Raw genomic sequence first — 18,577 nt, forward strand, 5'->3', positions numbered from 1 at the left:
ATTAGTTACTCTCTTTTCTCATTATATGGATGTCTTCTGGATATATGTCCATGCCTAGTTCTACTCCAACTTCAGCATTTTTAGTATTATGAAGTATCCACAATCTTCCATTTTCATTTAATTCTATTTCATAGTGCACTCCTTTAAATACTGTAGATGTAACTTTCCCCTTTAACATTCCTTCTTCTGGCTTTACCATTTTTATATCTTCTGGTCTTATTACTACTTCTATATTTTCATTTTTTTCAAATCCTTTATCTACGCACTCAAACTCTCTATTACAGAAATTTACTTTATAATCTTCCATCATAATTCCATCAAATATATTACTTTCACCTATAAACTTTGCTACAAATGAATTTTTAGGTTCATTGTATATATCTTGAGGTGTTCCCATTTGTTGTATTTTACCTTTATACATTACAACAATAGTATCTGACATAGTAAGAGCCTCTTCTTGGTCATGAGTTACAAACACAAATGTTATTCCTAATTTTTTTTGAATTCTTTTTAATTCTATTTGCATTTCTTGTCTTAATTTTAAATCTAATGCTCCAAGTGGCTCGTCTAGTAACAATACTTTTGGTTCATTAACTAAAGCTCTTGCTATTGCAATCCTCTGTTGTTGTCCTCCACTTAATGAGTCAACTTGTCGTCTTTCAAAGCCTTCTAGTGCAACAAGTTTTAAAACCTCTTTCACTTTAGCATCTATTACATCTTTTGGAGTCTTTTTAATTTTTAGTCCAAAAGCTACATTTTCATATACATCCATATGTGGAAATAAAGCATATTTTTGAAACACTGTATTTACTTGTCTTTCATATGGTGGCAAATTATTTATCTCTTTACTTTCAAATAAAACTTTACCATCATCAGCATACTCAAAACCTGCTATTATTTTTAATGTAGTAGTTTTTCCACATCCACTTGGTCCAAGTAAAGTTAAAAACTCATTTTTCTTTATATCTAAATTGAAATTATCTAAAACAGTAAGTTCCTCATAATGCTTAGATATATCTCTTAATTCTATTATATTTTCTACCACTTATTAAACACCTCTATTCTAAAATGATGGTGGCGTACTTACCCAAATCACTTTTGCTGTCGTTTTACCTTCGTTTGATATATAGTGATTTGCTCTTGGTCTAAAGTAAAAGCTTTCTCCTTTTTTTACCTTATTTTTCTTTTCGCCTATATGAACATATATTGAACCTGCTAATACATATCCAAATTCTTCACCTTCATGTGGCTTTTCTTCTTTATATTGTCCACCTGGATACAATGTTATTATTATTGGCTCCATTTCATTTTTTTGTGAATTTGGAATTAACCACTTTAATTTATATTTTAAATCTTCATCTTCAGTTTCAAACATGTCTTCTTTTGTAAAACTAATTCTTTCGTCATCTATTTCATTAAAAAATTCCCTTAAATTTGTACCTAATATCTCAAGTATATCTATAAGGGTAGCTATGGATGGTGATGTTAAGTTATTTTCTAGTTGAGAAATAAATCCTTTTGACAATTCACATCTATTAGCTAACTCTTCCTGGGTCAGTTGTTTTTCTGTTCTTAATCTTTTTATCTTTTCACCTATATCCATGTTGCACCTCCTAATTTTTGTTTTATTTTACTAAACATTTTGTTTACTAAACATTGAGTTTAAAATTTGTAAACAACATAGGTAATTATATATAAAATTTAGATATAATACAAGACTTTTTTGCTAATTTTTTTATTTTTTTAGTTAGAATAAATACAAGTATTTTAAAGGCTTTGAAAATACACAATTTGAATGTGTTTATATTAATATCTATAAAGTTTAGTATCTCTAATTATAAATAAATCAATTCATATAACATATATAAAAGCTTTTAAAGTCTTAGAATATGTTAAGTAAATAAAAAATTGCTAAAAATCTATATTTTATAGTTTTTTAGCAATCCATATCTTTTAATATTTGAAATTTTATATATTTACAAGAAAATTTTTATTTATAATTACTATATACTTCTAATTAATTCTTTATAGAGCTATTTAGCCATATTTTGAGTAGCAGGTTTTTTATCTCCGCTCACATACAATTTTATAAATTTTATATCATCTATTATAAATCTATGTTTGATTTTACTACAATCTAATTTAAACAAATTGAATAATATTTGTGTAAGATATCCTAGACCAAATGCACTTATTATAGTTCCTATGCCAACTTTTCCACCTAAGAAAAATCCAACTATTAATGCACCAACTTCTATAGTTCCTCTTATTAAGTTAAGTGATTTTCCTGTTTTCTTTTGAAGAGCAACCATCAAACCATCTCTGGGTCCACTTCCTAGACCACTTCCCATGTAAAATACCATTCCAAGAGCTACAAGCCCCAAACCTAAAATTAACATAATTATTCCTATTAATACACTATCCGTCTTTGGAATTAAGTTAGTATATAGAAGTAAGTCCATAAAAAAGCCAATTAATAACATATTGAATACAGTTCCCCATCCTACATTTTCGCCTAGAATAACATCAGCTATAACTACTATAGAGCCTACAATTATAGAGGCAGTCCCTATAGTTATTCCTACATGATTTGAAAGACCTTGATGAAACACATCCCAAGGAGATAAACCTAGGTTACAATTTATCGTCAATACTATACCAATTGAACATATAAATAGACCTAAAACCAGCTTTGAAAATTTCCATAATACTTTTTGTAACAAAATCTACCCCTCCTAAACATAATTTAACTACTCACCTTAAATACCAAAAGTCAGCAGTTTTCGTGCAAAAATCCTATCTTATAAATTTTATAATCTAACTCTATGATACATCATTTTATGCTAAATAACTACCATTTTATTACAATTTGGTTACAAATTTTCAGATTATTTTTTCGAAGAAATAATTTATGTTTTCTACAATTAAACACTATATTTTCAATTTTATTTATAATTAAATAATAAAAGCTATTTAAACATATTTTATTATATTTAAATAGCTTTTATTTTATTATGTAATATTATTGTTAGTATGCAGTATTTAGTTTTTCTTCTATTTTCTTTTGAATAAATCCAAATACAAATAATATGAACCAATACACAAATCCTGCTACTAAGAAAGCTTCTAGATATTTATATTTACTACCGCCATTATAATTTGCTGTTGCCATTATTTCTATTACCCCTATAGTAAAAGCTAGTGATGAACCCTTAATTAAATCTACAAAGTGATTAGATAATGCAGGTATAGCTACTCTTATAGCCTGTGGCATAACTATTCTTCTAAATATTTGTACATTACTTGATGATATTTTTATTTACATGAATTTAAACTTTATTTATATACCATAATTTAGTTTTATAATTTTTAAACTTACACATCACTCTTTACTTTAATATAAGTTAAATTTAAAACATTTATTTTTATGGATATTTCTACAAAATATAAATTTATTTTCCATTTACCCCAAAATAATCGTATTATACTTTTCATACTTTGTCTAATCGTTTTTTTCTATGTACTTTTTTAATAGAATCAAATTTTACTATATCATTGTAAAATTATAAATGTACGAAATTACAACGATTATTAATCTAACACTAATAAGAAAATACTTTTTATTAAAAACAAAGATATTAAAATAAAAAAATACTGTTAAGTAGATATTTACTTAACAGTATCAATATTATTTGTATCTGAATCTATTTTGACTTTATAAATCTTCTTCGGTTTATCTTTGATACACCTACTAGCATAACTGACATGATTATCATTGAAACTCCACCTAAAATTAATTTAGAGTATGTTGTTGTTTTATTCATAGAGTCGCCTCCTTTATTACCAAAACCCCCAGCTTCCTTTGGATTACCTTGACTTCTATCTATATTCATATCTCCATTTTTACCATTCATATCACCCTTATCCATATTTCCCATTCCTGGTGGTGTTTTACCATCCATGCCTTCAGGTGGCTCTGGCATGCCACTCATCTTATCATCAGAATTTTCTGTGTCTTTACTTTCACTTGAACTATTATCATCAGAAGTTTCCTTAGTTGAAGAAGATTCTCCACTTAATTGAGCTTTTATAGTTTTACTCATATTTTCTGCAACTTCTAAAACTCCTGGTATTGACTTTCCACCTTTACCCATAGGCCCTCCTGACTTTTCATTAGTATCATCACCACTTTTATTGGTATTTGTATTATTCTCATTTTCACTATTATCTGTAGTGTTATTTTGAGTATCATTATCCGTATTAGTTTTGGCTTTGCTTAATGTTAATTCAGCATTAACTTCTTTTTCATTACTTTTGTTTTCAAAACTCTTATTTTCATTGTTAGAATCTTTATTATTAGATTCTTTATTATTAGATTCTTTATCACCAAATCCCTTATTATCACTAGAGTCTTCAATTGAAGATGTTATATTTTTTTCAAATTCTTCATAAGTATAAAATGCTGTTGGGTCTTCTTTTACATATGATGCTATCAAGTCATGTAATTTTGTTGTCATATTTTCCAGATAATCTGAATCCAAGTACTTGGTTACTATTTCTTCTAGGTATTCATGATACTTAGCTTTATATGTATCATTTTTTAATAATGCAGATATTAAAGGTCTCTCTTCCAAATTACCTGTTGTAGGTTCATCAATAGCTATAGATTGACTACCTCCACCAAAACCACTAAATCCACCAAATGACATATTAAAGTCCCATGGCAACATAGAAAACACTCCATCTTGTTCATATAAATAGTAATTATGAGCGAAACTACCTTGATAACTATCAAGATTTAATAAAGCTGTACTTATTGCTATATTTTTGAGGACAGAATCTACATCAAGATATTTTTCAATATCCTCACCTGTATCTAAAGATTTTAGTAGTTTTGTAACTTTAGACCAATCAGCAGTTTTCTTGTCACTTTCAACGATTAGATTTGAATAACTATCTGGGTCATCACCCTCATATTGTAATGAGGCTCCTTCATCTGATTTGTATAAGTCTCCAGTTACATCTCCAAAATTATTTTCAAGATAAGATTCCTTTAACCCTTCTACTGCCAAATATAATCCATGATATTCACCATTTATAGAAACTTTAGCATATGCAAATTCTGGAGTAGCTAATCCCATCTCCTCACAGACACTATAAGTTAAAAATTCTCTCATATAAGATGGGTCAGAATAACAGTTATTAAGGTTTAATTGAGTAAGACCTTCCATACTTTGACTAGTATTATATTTATCGAAATTAATCTTATAGCTATATCTATCACTATCACTATTTGCTACAGATGTAAGACTTGAATTTCCTTTAGTTCTTATACCAACGTTTCCATATGTGTCTCCATTTACAGTTACTTTTGCAACTTTAAATTCTTCTTTTATAGCATTTTCATTCATGTCTTCCAAGTCACTTTCATCTATTTCTATATTAACTTCTATAACCTTGTCTCTGTCAAAATATTTTTCAATATATACATTGCTATATAAATCAACATTTTTATTACCATATGTACTGTAAACTCCAACTACTGCACATAAAAATATAACCATAATTGAGATAAGAAGGGTAAATTTTTTATCTTTCATAAAAGATTACTCCTCTCTATGCTACATAGTCACCATTATAACTTACAAGAACTGCATTAGTAACTCCATCGACTTGGCTTAAGTCATTTATAAGACTTGTTTCTCCGTCTTTCATTCTTACTTCAAATACCAATTCTATACCTTTTTCTGGTGTAACACTTTTTGATTTTATTTGATATTTAGAAAATACTTTTTTAATTTTGTCAGTTGCAATATCTTCTGAATTCTCATTATTACAATTTACCATCAATATATATGGTGTTTCAGATATTGTTTTGTTTGAAAAGAATATTAGAATCAATCCCATGATTATTGAGCCCATAACAGCTAATGGAATCAAACCTGCACCTAAAACTATACCTGAGCCTAATGACCAAAATAGAAATACCAAATCCATTGGGTCTTTAATTGCTGTTCTAAATCTTACTATAGATAAAGCACCAACCATACCTAGAGATAAAACTACATTTGATGTAACTGCCAATATTACGAAAGTTGTAAGCATTGTAAGTGCTACAAGTGACACATTAAATGGTCGAGAATACATAATACCCATATAGGTTTTTTTGTAAATCATATATATAAACAAACCTACTAAAAATGCTGAACCTAGAGCTAAAGCACTATCTACAAATGAAAAACCTGATACATTTTCTATAAAACTTGATTTAAAAATATCGTTAAACGTCATAACTAAAATCATCCTTCCTATTTTTTAATTTTTTTATTTTATTTGGACGCTCTTTACCTAAAATTTGAATTTAAATCCTATATATACAATCTACTTGATGCATACTTTGAAACTGCTGTAGAAGTAGTTTTATTAATCTGAACCAAATCTTTTATAAAATCTGGTATAAACTCATCATATTTAACTTCTAATACAGTCATATTTTCATCAATAACTGATACTGTTGGCAATTCTTTATTGAATAAATTGACTGAATTTACAGAAGTCTTAATATTGCTATCGATTGTAACTCTTACATTTCCAAGTGGATAGACAAAAGCTTCTCTATCATAATCAACTATACTTTTTGCCTCCAATCTTTCACATTTTATTTTTAAATAAAATTCTCTTAATAAGCAGTTTGTCGATTCTTTTAAAAACTCAATGTCATTTTTTAATATCTTCTCTACTTCTTTTTTAGTTAAACTAGCTGACAGTTTTGATGTCATATTATAATGTTTTATTTTCTTCTCCAATTTTATATAAGAAAGGTCATTATTATAAAATCTTATTCTAAACTTTTCTCTCATTGCAACTCCATTTAACTTATCTAAAAGTGCTTTATCTTCAGGAGTGTCAAAATATAAACTTCTGATAAGATACTTTCCATCTTTTGATGCATTTCTATCTTTTTTCATTATTGGATAAAGCCTTGATTTTAAAGCTAGGACATCAGCTTCAGTTATTTTGTGTTTCATCTCAAATCTATAGTTTAACTTCTTATCCATTATTATCACCTCTCAATTCATTTAACTATGTTTGATTTATTTTATATTTAGAGTATACTTCACTTGACTTTGTTAAATCTCCGTAAAATAAGTGCATCTTTATGGCATATATGTGGCAAACAAGATTAAGCTGATGAGATTTCTATAAATTTATTAAATTTTATATGGTATTAGATTCTGTATAGTCAATGAATAGTTGTTTTAGAGGTAAAAAAAAGAAGATGTTATTTATAGATAAATTAAATATTTCAAATAAAAAATCAAGTTTCTTATTCAAAATGATATAATCCATAATTCCATCTTCTAAATTTATAATACTAAATAATTAAATTTATATGCTTAATTATGTTAAAATTAGTTTTACTGCACTCCAAACAAGTACTAGTGCCATAATAATATTAATTACTTTATAATGCTTGTTTATATATTTTTGTAAAATACCTCCTGCTAGAGCCCATGTCAAAGTCCCAGATATGCCTACAATACTATTACAAACTGCTGCTGATAATAAATATTCAACTGACTGTGACACAGGTATTACATACCCTGTATATACAGTAATAGCAAATATTATAATTTTTACATTGACAAACTGCAAAATAAATCCAGTCCAAAAGGATTCTTTCTTCACATCACTATCATTGTTTGGTTTACTCTTAGCTACTTGTATTGCTAACCAAATAATATAAAGTGCTCCTATGTACTTCATAATACCAGTAATCATTGGTATAAACTTTGATAATTCAAGGCATCCAAGAGCACATATAAACATAATACATATAAATCCCATACTAATTCCTATAACCACTGACTTTCCTTTTTTCCATCCATTATTACTAATTGTGTTTAATGCAAGAATATTATTAGGTCCTGGTGTAAAACCTGTAACAAATGCGTATGGTAAAAAAGACAATAAAACTTCACTCAACACTTGTAATCACTCTCCTTTTATATTATAATACTATAAATCAAACAATAAAAAAAATCGAAATATTTAAATCTATACTTCAATTATATTGAATGAAATGAGGATGAGCATGTATTTTAAATACCTACAAACTTTTAAAACCATAATAGAAGAAGGTAGTTTTTCTAAAGCAGCAAATAAACTCAATTACACACAATCAACAATAACATTCCAAGTGCAACAGTTAGAACAAGAGCTATCTACACACTTATTTGAAAAGATAGGAAGAAAAATGGTTCTAACTAAAGCTGGCAAAAATCTAATACCTTATGTGGATGACGTTCTATGTTCTGTTGATAAAATGAAGAATTTTGGTACTGACTTGTCTGAGTTACGTGGTGATTTACATATCGCAATGGGAGAAACTCTTATTTGTTATAAAATACCTCCTATTTTAAAACGTTTTCATGAAATGGCACCAAATGCAAGGCTATTTCTTCGCTCAATGAATTGCTATGATATTAGAAATTCTTTGCTTGCAGGAAGCATTGATTTAGGAATATTTTATAAAGATATTGGAGGCTTGGGAAATTCTATTTCTACCTATACTGTTGGAGAATCACCTTTGACACTAGTTGCATCTCCAAAAGTAAAAAAACAATTCCCTGATTTTATTACTCCAAACCAAGAATTAGATATACCTTTCATAATAGATGAGCCAGCATGTATTTTTAGACAAATGTTTGAATCATATTTAAATGAAAAAAATATTACTCTAGACCATACGATTGAACTCTGGAGTATACCTACTATTAAAAATTTAGTAAAAAATGATATGGGAGTGTCATACCTTCCTACGTTTGCAGTAGAAGATGATTTGAAGACAGGAGAACTATGTGCAATAGATACAGAGTTAGATGATAGAAGCATTGTAGCAGTATGTGGCCATCATAAAAATAAGTGGATTAGTCCACTTATGCAATTATTTATTGATTTAGTTGTTTCAAATGAAAAATAGATAGACTTATTTAAAATAAGTCTATCTATTTCTTATCATATTAATTATTTTAATTACACAACTTCTTCGTCATATTCACTTGAAAATTGGCTATTATAAAGTTCTTCATAAAATCCTTTATTTTCAATAAGTTCTTTGTGATTTCCTTGTTCAATAATAGTACCTTCTTTCATTACTAATATTAAATCCGCATCACGAATAGTGGATAATCTATGTGCAATAACGAAGCTAGTTCTTCCCTTCATTAAGTTATTCATTGCCTTTTGAATCTCAACCTCTGTTCTAGTATCTACGCTAGAGGTTGCCTCATCAAGAATTAACACTGATGGGTCTGAAAGTATTGCCCTGGCAATTGTTAAAAGTTGTTTCTGACCTTGAGATAGATTAGAAGCATCCTCAGTCAATACGGTATCATAACCTTTAGGTAAAGTTCTTATAAAGTGGTCTACTCTTGCTGATTTTGCTGCATTTACAATCTCATCCATTGTAGCATCTGACTTACTATAAGCAATATTTTCTTTTATACTACCATTAAATAGCCATGTATCTTGTAGAACCATTCCAAACATAGTTCTAAGTTCTCCACGTTTTAAGTCTTTTATATTAACTCCATCAATAGTAATTCTTCCACCTTGTATCTCATAAAACCTCATAAGTAAATTTACAAGAGTTGTCTTCCCAGCTCCTGTAGGTCCAACAATTGCAATCTTATCTCCTGCATTCAATTTAATATTAATGTCTTTCATAAGAATAGAATCATCACTATATCCAAATTTAACATGTTCAAATTCCACTTTACCTTTAGGCATGTTGATAACTTTTGAATCTTCTTTGTCCTTTATTTCTTCAACTTCATCCATAACTTTAAAAACTCTCTCTGCAGATGCAATTGCAGCTTGAAGCATATTTACAATATAAGATATCTCTGTAGTAGGCTCTGATGCTTGATTTACATATTGTATAAACGCCTGTATACTACCAAGAGTCATTGCTCCAGTTGATGCAAATACACCTCCCACAACTGCTATAATAACATACCCAATTTGATTTATAAATCTAATAATTGGAGATATAGCATATGATGAGAATTGAGCTTTTCTACTAGCATTATAAAGATTTTGATTTAATTCTTTGAAGTTTTTTATAGTATCTTTTTCTTTACTAAATGCCTTGACTACTATTTGACCAGTAAACATCTCTTCTATATTGCTATTTAATTCTCCCAATGCTTTTTGATTTTCTGAAAATCTATTTTGTGATTTTCTTGCAATTATAACAGTAATACCTAAGGAAACAAGCAATGTTACAGCTGATACTATTGTAAGTGGTATACTTATGCTTATCATCATTACAATAGAACCAATCACTGTGACCACTGCCGTAATAAGTTGCATTAACCCTTCTTGTAAACTATCTGCTACCTTCTCTAAATCATTTGTGACGATACTAAGTGTTTCCCCTTTTTTGTGGGAATCATAGTACTTAAGAGGAAGCTTATTTAATTTATCACTTAAATCTTTTCTCATGTTAAGAACTAAATTTTGTGCAACCCCTGACATAATATATTGTTGTATATATATGAATACTGCACTAATCAAATATAACCCTAGAAGTATTGATATTATACCTCCCATAGTACTAAAATTCACACTGAACTTTGTACCTGTTTGAACTGCAGTTTTAATCCCATTAAATAATTGGTCAATAGCTTTTCCCATAACCATTGGTGCTAAAACTGTAAGAGCTGAACTTACTAATACTGAAATAAAAATCATTAATAACTTAAATTTTTGTTTCTTCATATATTTCAATAATCTTTTAGTAGTCTTTTTTGCATTTTTAGCTTTTTCTGCTGACATACCATCCTCAAAACTAAGTACATCTACATCTTGTTTTTCTGTTATTTTTTCACTCATATTACACCTCCAAATACACAGATTGATTCTTCACTCTATGCAAGTTCTTCTTTACTAAGCTGTGAATCTGCGATTTGCTTATAAACTTCACAATTTTCAAGTAACTCTTTATGTTTTCCTATACCTACAATTTCTCCATCATTCAAAACTATAATCTGATTAGCATCCATAATTGTACTTATACGCTGTGCTATAATTATGGCTGATGAATCTTTAATTTCATTCTTCAATGCTTTTCTAAGCCTTTTATCTGTATTGAAATCTAATGCAGAAAAGCTATCATCAAAAACATATACTTCTGGTTTTCTAACTAATGCCCTTGCAATAGATATTCTCTGTTTCTGGCCGCCAGATAAGTTATTTCCTCCTTGTGCTACGAACGAATCATACTTATCTTCCATATCAGAAATAAATTCATCAGCTTGGGCTACATTTGCAGCATATTTTACTTCTTCAATACTTGCATCTTCTTTTCCATATCTTATATTTTCTTCTATTGTCCCACTAAATAAAAAGGCTTTTTGTGGTACAAATCCAATCTTGTCTCTAAGCTCTTTTTGAGGCATGTTCTTAATATCTTGACCATTTATAGATATTTCTCCAGATTGAATTTCAAAAAAACGTGGTATTATATTTGCAATAGTAGATTTACCAGAACCAGTGCTTCCTATAATTGCAGTTACTTCTCCAGATTTTGCTTCAAATGTTATATTGTTTAAAACAGGTTCCTCCGACTGTGAATATGAAAAAGTTACGTTTTTAAATACTAAATGACCTCTTTCTGAAGTAATATCTTTATATCCATTTCCATCTACAATTTCAGGTTCTATGTCTAAGATTTGGTTTACTCTATCTGCACAAGCTCCTGCTCTAGGTATGTACATAAATACCATTACTCCCATAATTAAATAAAATAATATTAAGATACAATACTCAACCAGTGCCATTATATGACCTATCTCCATATTTCCATTACTTACTCTCATACCACCAAACCAAATTATACTCACTATACCTAAGTTCATTATTAACATTACAACAGGCATAAGTACTGCAAATATTTTATTTATTGAAATTGCTGTTTCAGAATAATCTATTGCAGTTCTATCAAATCTCTTTTTTTCAAAACGACTTCTATCAAAAGCTCTTATAACTCTTACTCCAGTTACTACTTCACGTAATACTCTATTCATATTATCCATCTTTATTTGCATCATTTTAAACAATCTGATAACTTTTTTACCAACCAAAAACGCAGATAACATGAATAGAAACATTACTGTAACAATAATAATTGTCATTACTTTATCTATAGAATATGCTAAGAATAAACCACAAACTGTTATGATTGGTGCTGGTAATACCAACTGAATAAACATAAACAAAGATTGACCTATTAAAGTAATATCACTAGTACTCCTAGTAATCATTGAAGCTGTTCCTATTTTATTAAAATCATTTATTGATAAATCTTGTGATTTTATAAATACTGCTTCTCTAATATCTCTACAAAATCCAGATGAGAGATTTGATGATACTTTGCAAACTAAAACAGCTGATAAAGCTGTTATACCTGCTGCTATCAACATAATTAAACCTGTCTTTACAATATAATCTACATCCCCCTTTACTACACCATTATTTACTATACTTGCTGTAAGTGTTGGTATATATAAAGTTCCAAGAGTTTGTAAAAATGTAAACATCAGCACTGTAACAATTAAAACTCTATATGGTTTTAAAAAACGAATTAATTTTTTCATACAATCACACTCCTTTATAGAATATTATGATAAACTATACTGTAACAGGATAGTCAAGGAGGAATTTTAATTATGAGTCAAATTTCGAAAAATTATTTCACAACTGGAGAATTTGCAAAGATTTGTGGAGTCAATAAAAAGACGCTTTTTCATTATGATGATATAGGTCTTTTCTCTCCAGAGTTAAAGAAGGAAAACGGATATAGATACTACTCATACCATCAACTCAGTATTTTTGGTATAATTTCTTCTCTTAAGGAAATTAAAATGCCTTTAAAAGAAATTAAAGCTTATATAGATAAACGAACTCCGAATTTACTAATTGAACTTTTAGAAAAGAAAACTCTTGATATTAACAATGAAATTGAAAAATTGAATAATATTAAGGCTTTAATGGAGTCTACTATTTCATTTACTAAAAAAGCATGTAATATAGATGCAAATACGATTACTTTAGAAGAACATGAGGAAGAGTATTTAGTCAAAACGCCTCTTACTTATAAAGAACCCTTTCTTGGAGATGATGATGAAAACTTTTTATATGAATGTATTAACTTTATGGATAACTATGATTTAGGTGATGATGGTATGATTGGTTCAATCATTAAAGGCGAAGATATAATAAATAGAGATTTTGAGTCATATTCATATTTATTTACAAAAGTTAATAAAGACTATAAGAAATATCCTACATCAATCAAACCAAAAGGGCTTTATGTAACTGCTTATCATAAAGGAAGTTATGAAACTATTAATAAAACTTATGAAAAACTATTAGAATTTTTCAATCAAAATAATTTATATATGGGAGATTTTGTTTATGAAGAATATCTTCTATATGATATAAGTGTAAGAGATTCTAGTGAATATCTAACTCAAATATCAGCAGAAGTTAAAATGTAAAAGGAGATACTAAAGAATACAAAAATGAATGTAAAGATTAATAATGAGTATAGCAAATTAAATAAATTTTATAATAGTATTATCTAAAGCATACAGAAGTTTATTTAAAAAGATGTAAGTGATTTTATATAAAATCACCTACATCTTTATTTATATTTAAACTAATTTCTAGAGTTATCTAATAGCCATTTTTCTGCATCTTTATAAAGTCTATCAACCTTCTCTGGTCTATCTATTCCGGGGAGTTCTTGATTTATTTTATATCCATCTGTACTAAGCATATAAGAAAGACTTGCATATGAAGGTCTATAATCCTTTATATCTTCCTTAGAAATTTTGACATCCCCATCCTGATAAACAGGTAAAATTATATCTTTTTCATATATAGCATCCATAGATATTATATACCACATATCGTCTATCTTTTGAGTCTTATACAGAAACTTGACATCTGACTGAAGTTCAACTAAATTTCCATCTATTTCATTTCTAATATGGATAGCTCCCATTGTAATTGATACTGCCTTATCTTTATTTACCCAAACTAATGTATCACAAATTTTATGTGGCGCATAAGATTTCATCTTACTTGATTCTTCTACGAACCCCTCTCCACTACCTTGATACCAAGATATTGAAACAGTAGATTCCTTTGCAAAACATTTTTTCATTTCATCCCATAACGCATTATCTCTACAAAACCTTTCAAATTCTATAAGCTCTTTTACACTATTTTTATCCACTATATCTTCTATAGAATTTTTTCCTGGTCTACTTAATAACATGTTCTCAATCTCCTTTAACATAAACTTCTTTTATTTTTAACAATACTCAATTCATTATCTTACTTTATTACCCTTTATCCATACACCTTTTATATTTCTAGTTGCTGCTATATCTTTAATTGGATCACCTTCAACCATTACTAAATCAGCTCTTTTTCCCTCTTTTATTACTCCACGGTCATTAAGACCTAATAATTTTGCTGGTAAACTTGTTGCACTCTCAAGTACTTCAATTGTATTAAGACCTGCCTTAACTAATAATTCAAATTCACGATGAAGAGATTCCCCATGTTTCACTATACTAATAGAATTTTCATCATTATTTGCATCAGTTCCAGCTAATATCATCACTCCAGCTTTTTTCAATGTAGCTGTATTTTCTATTGCTGTTTCTAACCTAACATCTTCTCTTCCTGTAGCTTTTTTTATATTTGATACTATACTTTCCATCATAACTATAGTTGGAATTGATATAAGATTTTTCTCTTTTATCCTTTTGGCTACATCATCAGATAATTTACCTATAAAAGGAATATGATTTATTACATCAACATTTGCTTTTTCTGCATATTCATAAGCTATAGTTGTAGGTGCATGAGCAAATACTTTTTTACCATGTTCATGAGATATTTCAACTACTCTTTTTATTGTCTCAAAATCAAAAGCCGTTTTAGATGTTTTAGGGTCTTCTATTATGATTTTTACAAAATCTGCTCCTTGTTTAATTTGTTTCTTAGCAAAATTTTCAGCATCTTCAATAGTGTGTATTTTACTATCTTTAAACCCCATTCCCATAAGATGAGGGTGCGATTCTGGTGCAACAGGTTCATATACACTACGAATATCAGTTAATCCGTCTAAATTTCTTAAATATTCTACTACATCTTTACTATTAGTTGCCATATCAAGCATAGTAGTTATACCCCAATCAGTTGCGTCCTCCAAGTTTTTTAAACTATCCAAATGTATATGAGAATCAATAAATCCTGGAAGTAAAGTGCATCCTTCTCCATCTATAGTAATATCAGATATTGTTTTTGATGATATCACACCATCTTCTATTACAACACTCCTTTGTTCTGAAAGTTTTTCTCCATCAAATATTTTAACATTAGTAATTTTAGTTATTGCCATACTTCACCCTCCCTTTATTTTTATTTATTAAAAATTTAATTCTTATTTAATTAAAAATTTCTTACTTTGATATTTTCTTAATTTATATAACTAATTATATATAAATTAATTTACCTAAACTATGTGTTATAATCTAAACTTTAATGTAAAATATACTATATTGATTGTGCTATAGTACAATCAAGTATAATTAGAGGAGGTTTAACATGAAATTAGTAGATTTAATGAAAGATATATCTCAATATATCTCAGTATTAAAGCCATTTCCAGATGAATATATAGACATTACTAGCTTGAATATTTATAAGAATAATCAAACTGAATTTACTACTGGATGTTTATATTTAGGAAATATATCAGATATTACTGTGGATTTGAACAATATAAATTTTTTAGGTATATTTATACAAAATGAAGTTAACATTGATTTAGAAAGATATAATTTAAACTCAGATATTTGTATCATAAAATCAAAAAAAGAAAAATATGACCTTTTTAGTGAATTGTTAAATATTATGAATCAAGAAATACGTCTTAGTTTATGTTCTCAAAGGTTTTTTGATGTGGTTTCTGAGAATAAAGGCATACAATATTTAATTGATATAGCACATGAAGAATTTGGCTATCCCATGATAATTCGTGACTCTACCTTCAAAGTTTTAGCTCATTCTTATGATGTTAGTGATATATTGCAACTTACTGAAGATTCTAATGGAGATAAATATTTAGACGAAGAAACAATAAATTACATAAAATATCAAAATATACATAAAAAAATACATTATAATAAATCTATTAAAGAAGAAAATAAACCAGACAGCTGGCTTGGTACATTAATCTCATCCGTGTGTGTAGAAGAAATTGAAATAGCTCATATAGCTATCTGTGAATGGAAAATTCCATTTAATGAATTTCACTTCAAATTATTAGAATCACTTAATAAAGCTTTATCTCTAGAACTGCAAAAAAATAATCTGTTTAATATAGATAAAAAACTTATTCCTAATTATATACTTTCTGATTTGTTGGAAAAAAAGTATCTAGATGATGATACTATAAGCAGAAGATTTCATTATCTAAATTGGACTAAGTCAAATTCATTAAACATAATGGTAATAGTAAACAAAGATAATAATTACTTTGACAGTAAAGTTCCTTTTATTATGCAGTCTTTAAGTGCATTTATACCATCTAATAATTGTGTAGTATACAAGTCTACTTTAGTTGTTTTTATTAATGATTCTTTAATTCATAATTTAATTGAGCATGAAAATAAAGAATTTATTAATTACTTAAAACTAAATTCACTTTATGCTGGAATAAGCCCAAGATTTTCAAAGCTATCTGATAGTTGGAAGTATTATATTCAAGCCAAAAAAGCTAGTGAAATTGCTCAAAAATATGACATAAACTTTTCTCCATTTGGGAAAAGCATACCATATATCCTCTACGAGCTACTTAGTACCAACTATGATTTATATGACCTCAATCATCCTGCTGTAACCAAACTAATTGAAGAAGATAAAAAAAATGGTTCTAATTTTTTAGAGACCTTAAAGCAATATATCTACTTTAATAATTCACCAAGCAAAGCAGCTGAAGTTTTAAATATCCATAGAAATACTCTGTTTTATAGAATTAATAAAATAAAAGAAATTACAGGTATTACACTAGATTATGCTGATGAAATACTTCAGATTTATATTTCTATAAAAATGATTGAAATTAACTCAAGAAATAAGACCTGTTTCAACACATATACAGGCATGTAAAAATATTTTGACACACTTAAATCACTATTGTAAAAGATATTTGATAGATTTTACCCTCTCAATATGACAAAATAATTATGAAAGGAGCGATAGCTACATGGAAATTGGAAAGAAACTGAAAAATGCTCGTATAAATTCTGGATTGACACAGGAAAAAGTTGCAGAAAAAATTAATGTATCACGACAAACAATTTCAAATTGGGAAAATGAGAAATCTTATCCAGATATTATAAGCGTCATCAAACTAAGTGATTTGTATTCCATTAGCTTAGATGAATTATTGAAAGGAGATAATAAAATGATTGAACATTTAAAAGAAAGTACAAATCTAGTTAATAGTAATAAAAAGTTAATAACTGCAATTATTATCAATATTATATTACTTATTTTATTTGTGCTATTTAATAGCTTTATACCAGACAACTACTACTTTATGGTTAGTGTATTTTGTACAGCAATAATAAGTTCATCAGCATTGTTCTACCAAATTATAAGAAAATTTTAGGAGGTGTACTCATTATGGAAGTGAATAAAACTATGCTTATTTTGATATGTTTTGCTGTAGCTCTTGTGGGTTCAGTTGGTGTTGTATATCAAATTTATCATATGACTGTGATTGATGCAAAAGCTCGTGGATTAAAACATCCTAAATTGTGGGGATTGTTTGCTATGAATGGTAATAATTCGAGTGGTTTAATAATATACTTAATAGGTAGACGAAAATACCCTATTATAGATATGTCTAAAGAAGATTGTAAAGAAATTGAATCTAGAAAAAAATCAGTTGGAGTTGGATTGATTTTTTTGGCTATCAGCGCTATAGGTTTGGTAATATGTATTACATTATTTTGAGTTAAGAAAATGCTAATTGCTTTTGGAGATACAGATACACAAGAGTATATTGATAATCCTAAAAACATGACAATTGTAGATTTTAATACTCTTGTTAATATTGAACCAACTACTTTAAATATTTTTTATATGCCTATAGGAACAGACCTAGAATTTCGCTCTGATAAAAGTGGAAAATATTTTATTGACACAAACACAAGGAAAGAAATTAGAGAACTAGTTAAACATCCTGCACAAATAGCATTTGAAAAGAATCTAAAATTTTTAAATCAGGAAAATTATCCAGTAGAATTCTTTCAAAACTTGTTTCAGAAAAGCGACAAACTTGAACCCTTCATTGTGGGAGAGACAGATTTTCCAAGTGGAGAAGTCACAGAACTTACAATACCATTTATGAATCCTACATATTTTTAAACTATAAAACTTATTGACAATTTGGTTTTAATAAATAGAATTCTTTTAAAATACA

Annotated in this window: 18 protein-coding genes; 6 read left to right on the plus strand and 12 right to left on the minus strand. The window is 28.0% G+C overall.

What is annotated here, in order from left to right:
* Position 1: 1 nt before the first annotated feature.
* The 8 genes from potA to IC214_RS05795 all read right to left on the minus strand — a co-directional run bounded on the left by potA (position 2) and on the right by IC214_RS05795 (position 7,989).
* Complete coding sequence (potA, locus tag IC214_RS05760) at positions 2-1,045, minus strand: spermidine/putrescine ABC transporter ATP-binding protein (RefSeq protein WP_227436625.1); 1,044 nt, start codon at positions 1,043-1,045, stop codon at positions 2-4.
* An 18-nt stretch (positions 1,046-1,063) separates the two neighbouring features.
* On the minus strand, positions 1,064-1,603 hold the full coding sequence (locus IC214_RS05765; RefSeq protein ID WP_021383760.1) for a helix-turn-helix domain-containing protein: 540 nt from the start codon (positions 1,601-1,603) through the stop codon (positions 1,064-1,066).
* A gap of 430 nt (positions 1,604-2,033) precedes the next feature.
* On the minus strand, positions 2,034-2,723 hold the full coding sequence (locus tag IC214_RS05770) for a YczE/YyaS/YitT family protein (protein ID WP_227436626.1): 690 nt from the start codon (positions 2,721-2,723) through the stop codon (positions 2,034-2,036).
* A 305-nt stretch (positions 2,724-3,028) separates the two neighbouring features.
* Complete coding sequence (locus tag IC214_RS05775; RefSeq protein ID WP_413926641.1) at positions 3,029-3,319, minus strand: ABC transporter permease subunit; 291 nt, start codon at positions 3,317-3,319, stop codon at positions 3,029-3,031.
* 385 nt (positions 3,320-3,704) lie between these two features.
* Positions 3,705-5,600 carry a CotH kinase family protein gene (locus IC214_RS05780; protein ID WP_227866375.1) on the minus strand — a complete coding sequence of 632 codons (1,896 nt, stop codon included), beginning with the start codon at positions 5,598-5,600 and terminating at the stop codon, positions 3,705-3,707.
* Positions 5,601-5,616: 16 nt separating this feature from the next.
* Positions 5,617-6,291 carry a DUF4956 domain-containing protein gene (locus IC214_RS05785; RefSeq protein WP_407812130.1) on the minus strand — a complete coding sequence of 225 codons (675 nt, stop codon included), beginning with the start codon at positions 6,289-6,291 and terminating at the stop codon, positions 5,617-5,619.
* Between the two features lie 77 nt (positions 6,292-6,368).
* Entirely contained in the window at positions 6,369-7,058 is a 690-nt protein-coding gene (locus IC214_RS05790; RefSeq protein WP_227436630.1) for a polyphosphate polymerase domain-containing protein, read from the minus strand.
* A gap of 343 nt (positions 7,059-7,401) precedes the next feature.
* Entirely contained in the window at positions 7,402-7,989 is a 588-nt protein-coding gene (locus tag IC214_RS05795; protein WP_227436633.1) for a LysE family transporter, read from the minus strand.
* A gap of 106 nt (positions 7,990-8,095) precedes the next feature.
* On the opposite strand from IC214_RS05795, the gene IC214_RS05800 reads away from it, so the two are divergent.
* Entirely contained in the window at positions 8,096-8,983 is an 888-nt protein-coding gene (locus IC214_RS05800) for a LysR family transcriptional regulator (protein WP_227436635.1), read from the plus strand.
* Positions 8,984-9,036: 53 nt separating this feature from the next.
* On the opposite strand, the gene IC214_RS05805 is transcribed toward IC214_RS05800, so the two are convergent.
* A complete protein-coding gene (locus tag IC214_RS05805; RefSeq protein WP_227824783.1) occupies positions 9,037-10,899 on the minus strand; it encodes an ABC transporter ATP-binding protein in 1,863 nt (620 codons plus the stop codon).
* 35 nt (positions 10,900-10,934) lie between these two features.
* Entirely contained in the window at positions 10,935-12,662 is a 1,728-nt protein-coding gene (locus IC214_RS05810) for an ABC transporter ATP-binding protein (protein ID WP_227482925.1), read from the minus strand.
* 72 nt (positions 12,663-12,734) lie between these two features.
* Between IC214_RS05810 and IC214_RS05815 the strand changes: the two genes are divergently transcribed.
* Positions 12,735-13,565 (plus strand): MerR family transcriptional regulator, encoded by an 831-nt coding sequence (locus IC214_RS05815; protein WP_227866376.1) that lies wholly within the window; start codon positions 12,735-12,737, stop codon positions 13,563-13,565.
* 161 nt (positions 13,566-13,726) lie between these two features.
* On the opposite strand, the gene IC214_RS05820 is transcribed toward IC214_RS05815, so the two are convergent.
* Both IC214_RS05820 and IC214_RS05825 read right to left on the minus strand, forming a co-directional pair.
* On the minus strand, positions 13,727-14,350 hold the full coding sequence (locus IC214_RS05820; protein WP_227482927.1) for a hypothetical protein: 624 nt from the start codon (positions 14,348-14,350) through the stop codon (positions 13,727-13,729).
* A gap of 54 nt (positions 14,351-14,404) precedes the next feature.
* The gene (locus tag IC214_RS05825; RefSeq protein WP_227866377.1) at positions 14,405-15,484 is read right to left on the minus strand and encodes an amidohydrolase family protein; all 1,080 of its coding nucleotides are present in this window, start codon (positions 15,482-15,484) and stop codon (positions 14,405-14,407) included.
* A gap of 206 nt (positions 15,485-15,690) precedes the next feature.
* On the opposite strand from IC214_RS05825, the gene IC214_RS05830 reads away from it, so the two are divergent.
* The 4 genes from IC214_RS05830 to IC214_RS05845 all read left to right on the plus strand — a co-directional run bounded on the left by IC214_RS05830 (position 15,691) and on the right by IC214_RS05845 (position 18,522).
* Positions 15,691-17,256 (plus strand): helix-turn-helix domain-containing protein, encoded by a 1,566-nt coding sequence (locus IC214_RS05830; RefSeq protein ID WP_227866378.1) that lies wholly within the window; start codon positions 15,691-15,693, stop codon positions 17,254-17,256.
* Between the two features lie 97 nt (positions 17,257-17,353).
* Positions 17,354-17,761, plus strand: coding sequence for a helix-turn-helix domain-containing protein (locus tag IC214_RS05835; RefSeq protein ID WP_227436649.1), 408 nt, complete (start codon positions 17,354-17,356; stop codon positions 17,759-17,761).
* Positions 17,762-17,775: 14 nt separating this feature from the next.
* Complete coding sequence (locus IC214_RS05840) at positions 17,776-18,108, plus strand: hypothetical protein (protein WP_227436650.1); 333 nt, start codon at positions 17,776-17,778, stop codon at positions 18,106-18,108.
* A gap of 9 nt (positions 18,109-18,117) precedes the next feature.
* The gene (locus IC214_RS05845; RefSeq protein ID WP_227851469.1) at positions 18,118-18,522 is read left to right on the plus strand and encodes a DUF2185 domain-containing protein; all 405 of its coding nucleotides are present in this window, start codon (positions 18,118-18,120) and stop codon (positions 18,520-18,522) included.
* Positions 18,523-18,577 lie beyond the last annotated feature (55 nt).

Source organism: Clostridioides sp. ES-S-0190-01 (assembly GCF_020658275.1).
GTDB lineage: Bacteria > Bacillota > Clostridia > Peptostreptococcales > Peptostreptococcaceae > Clostridioides.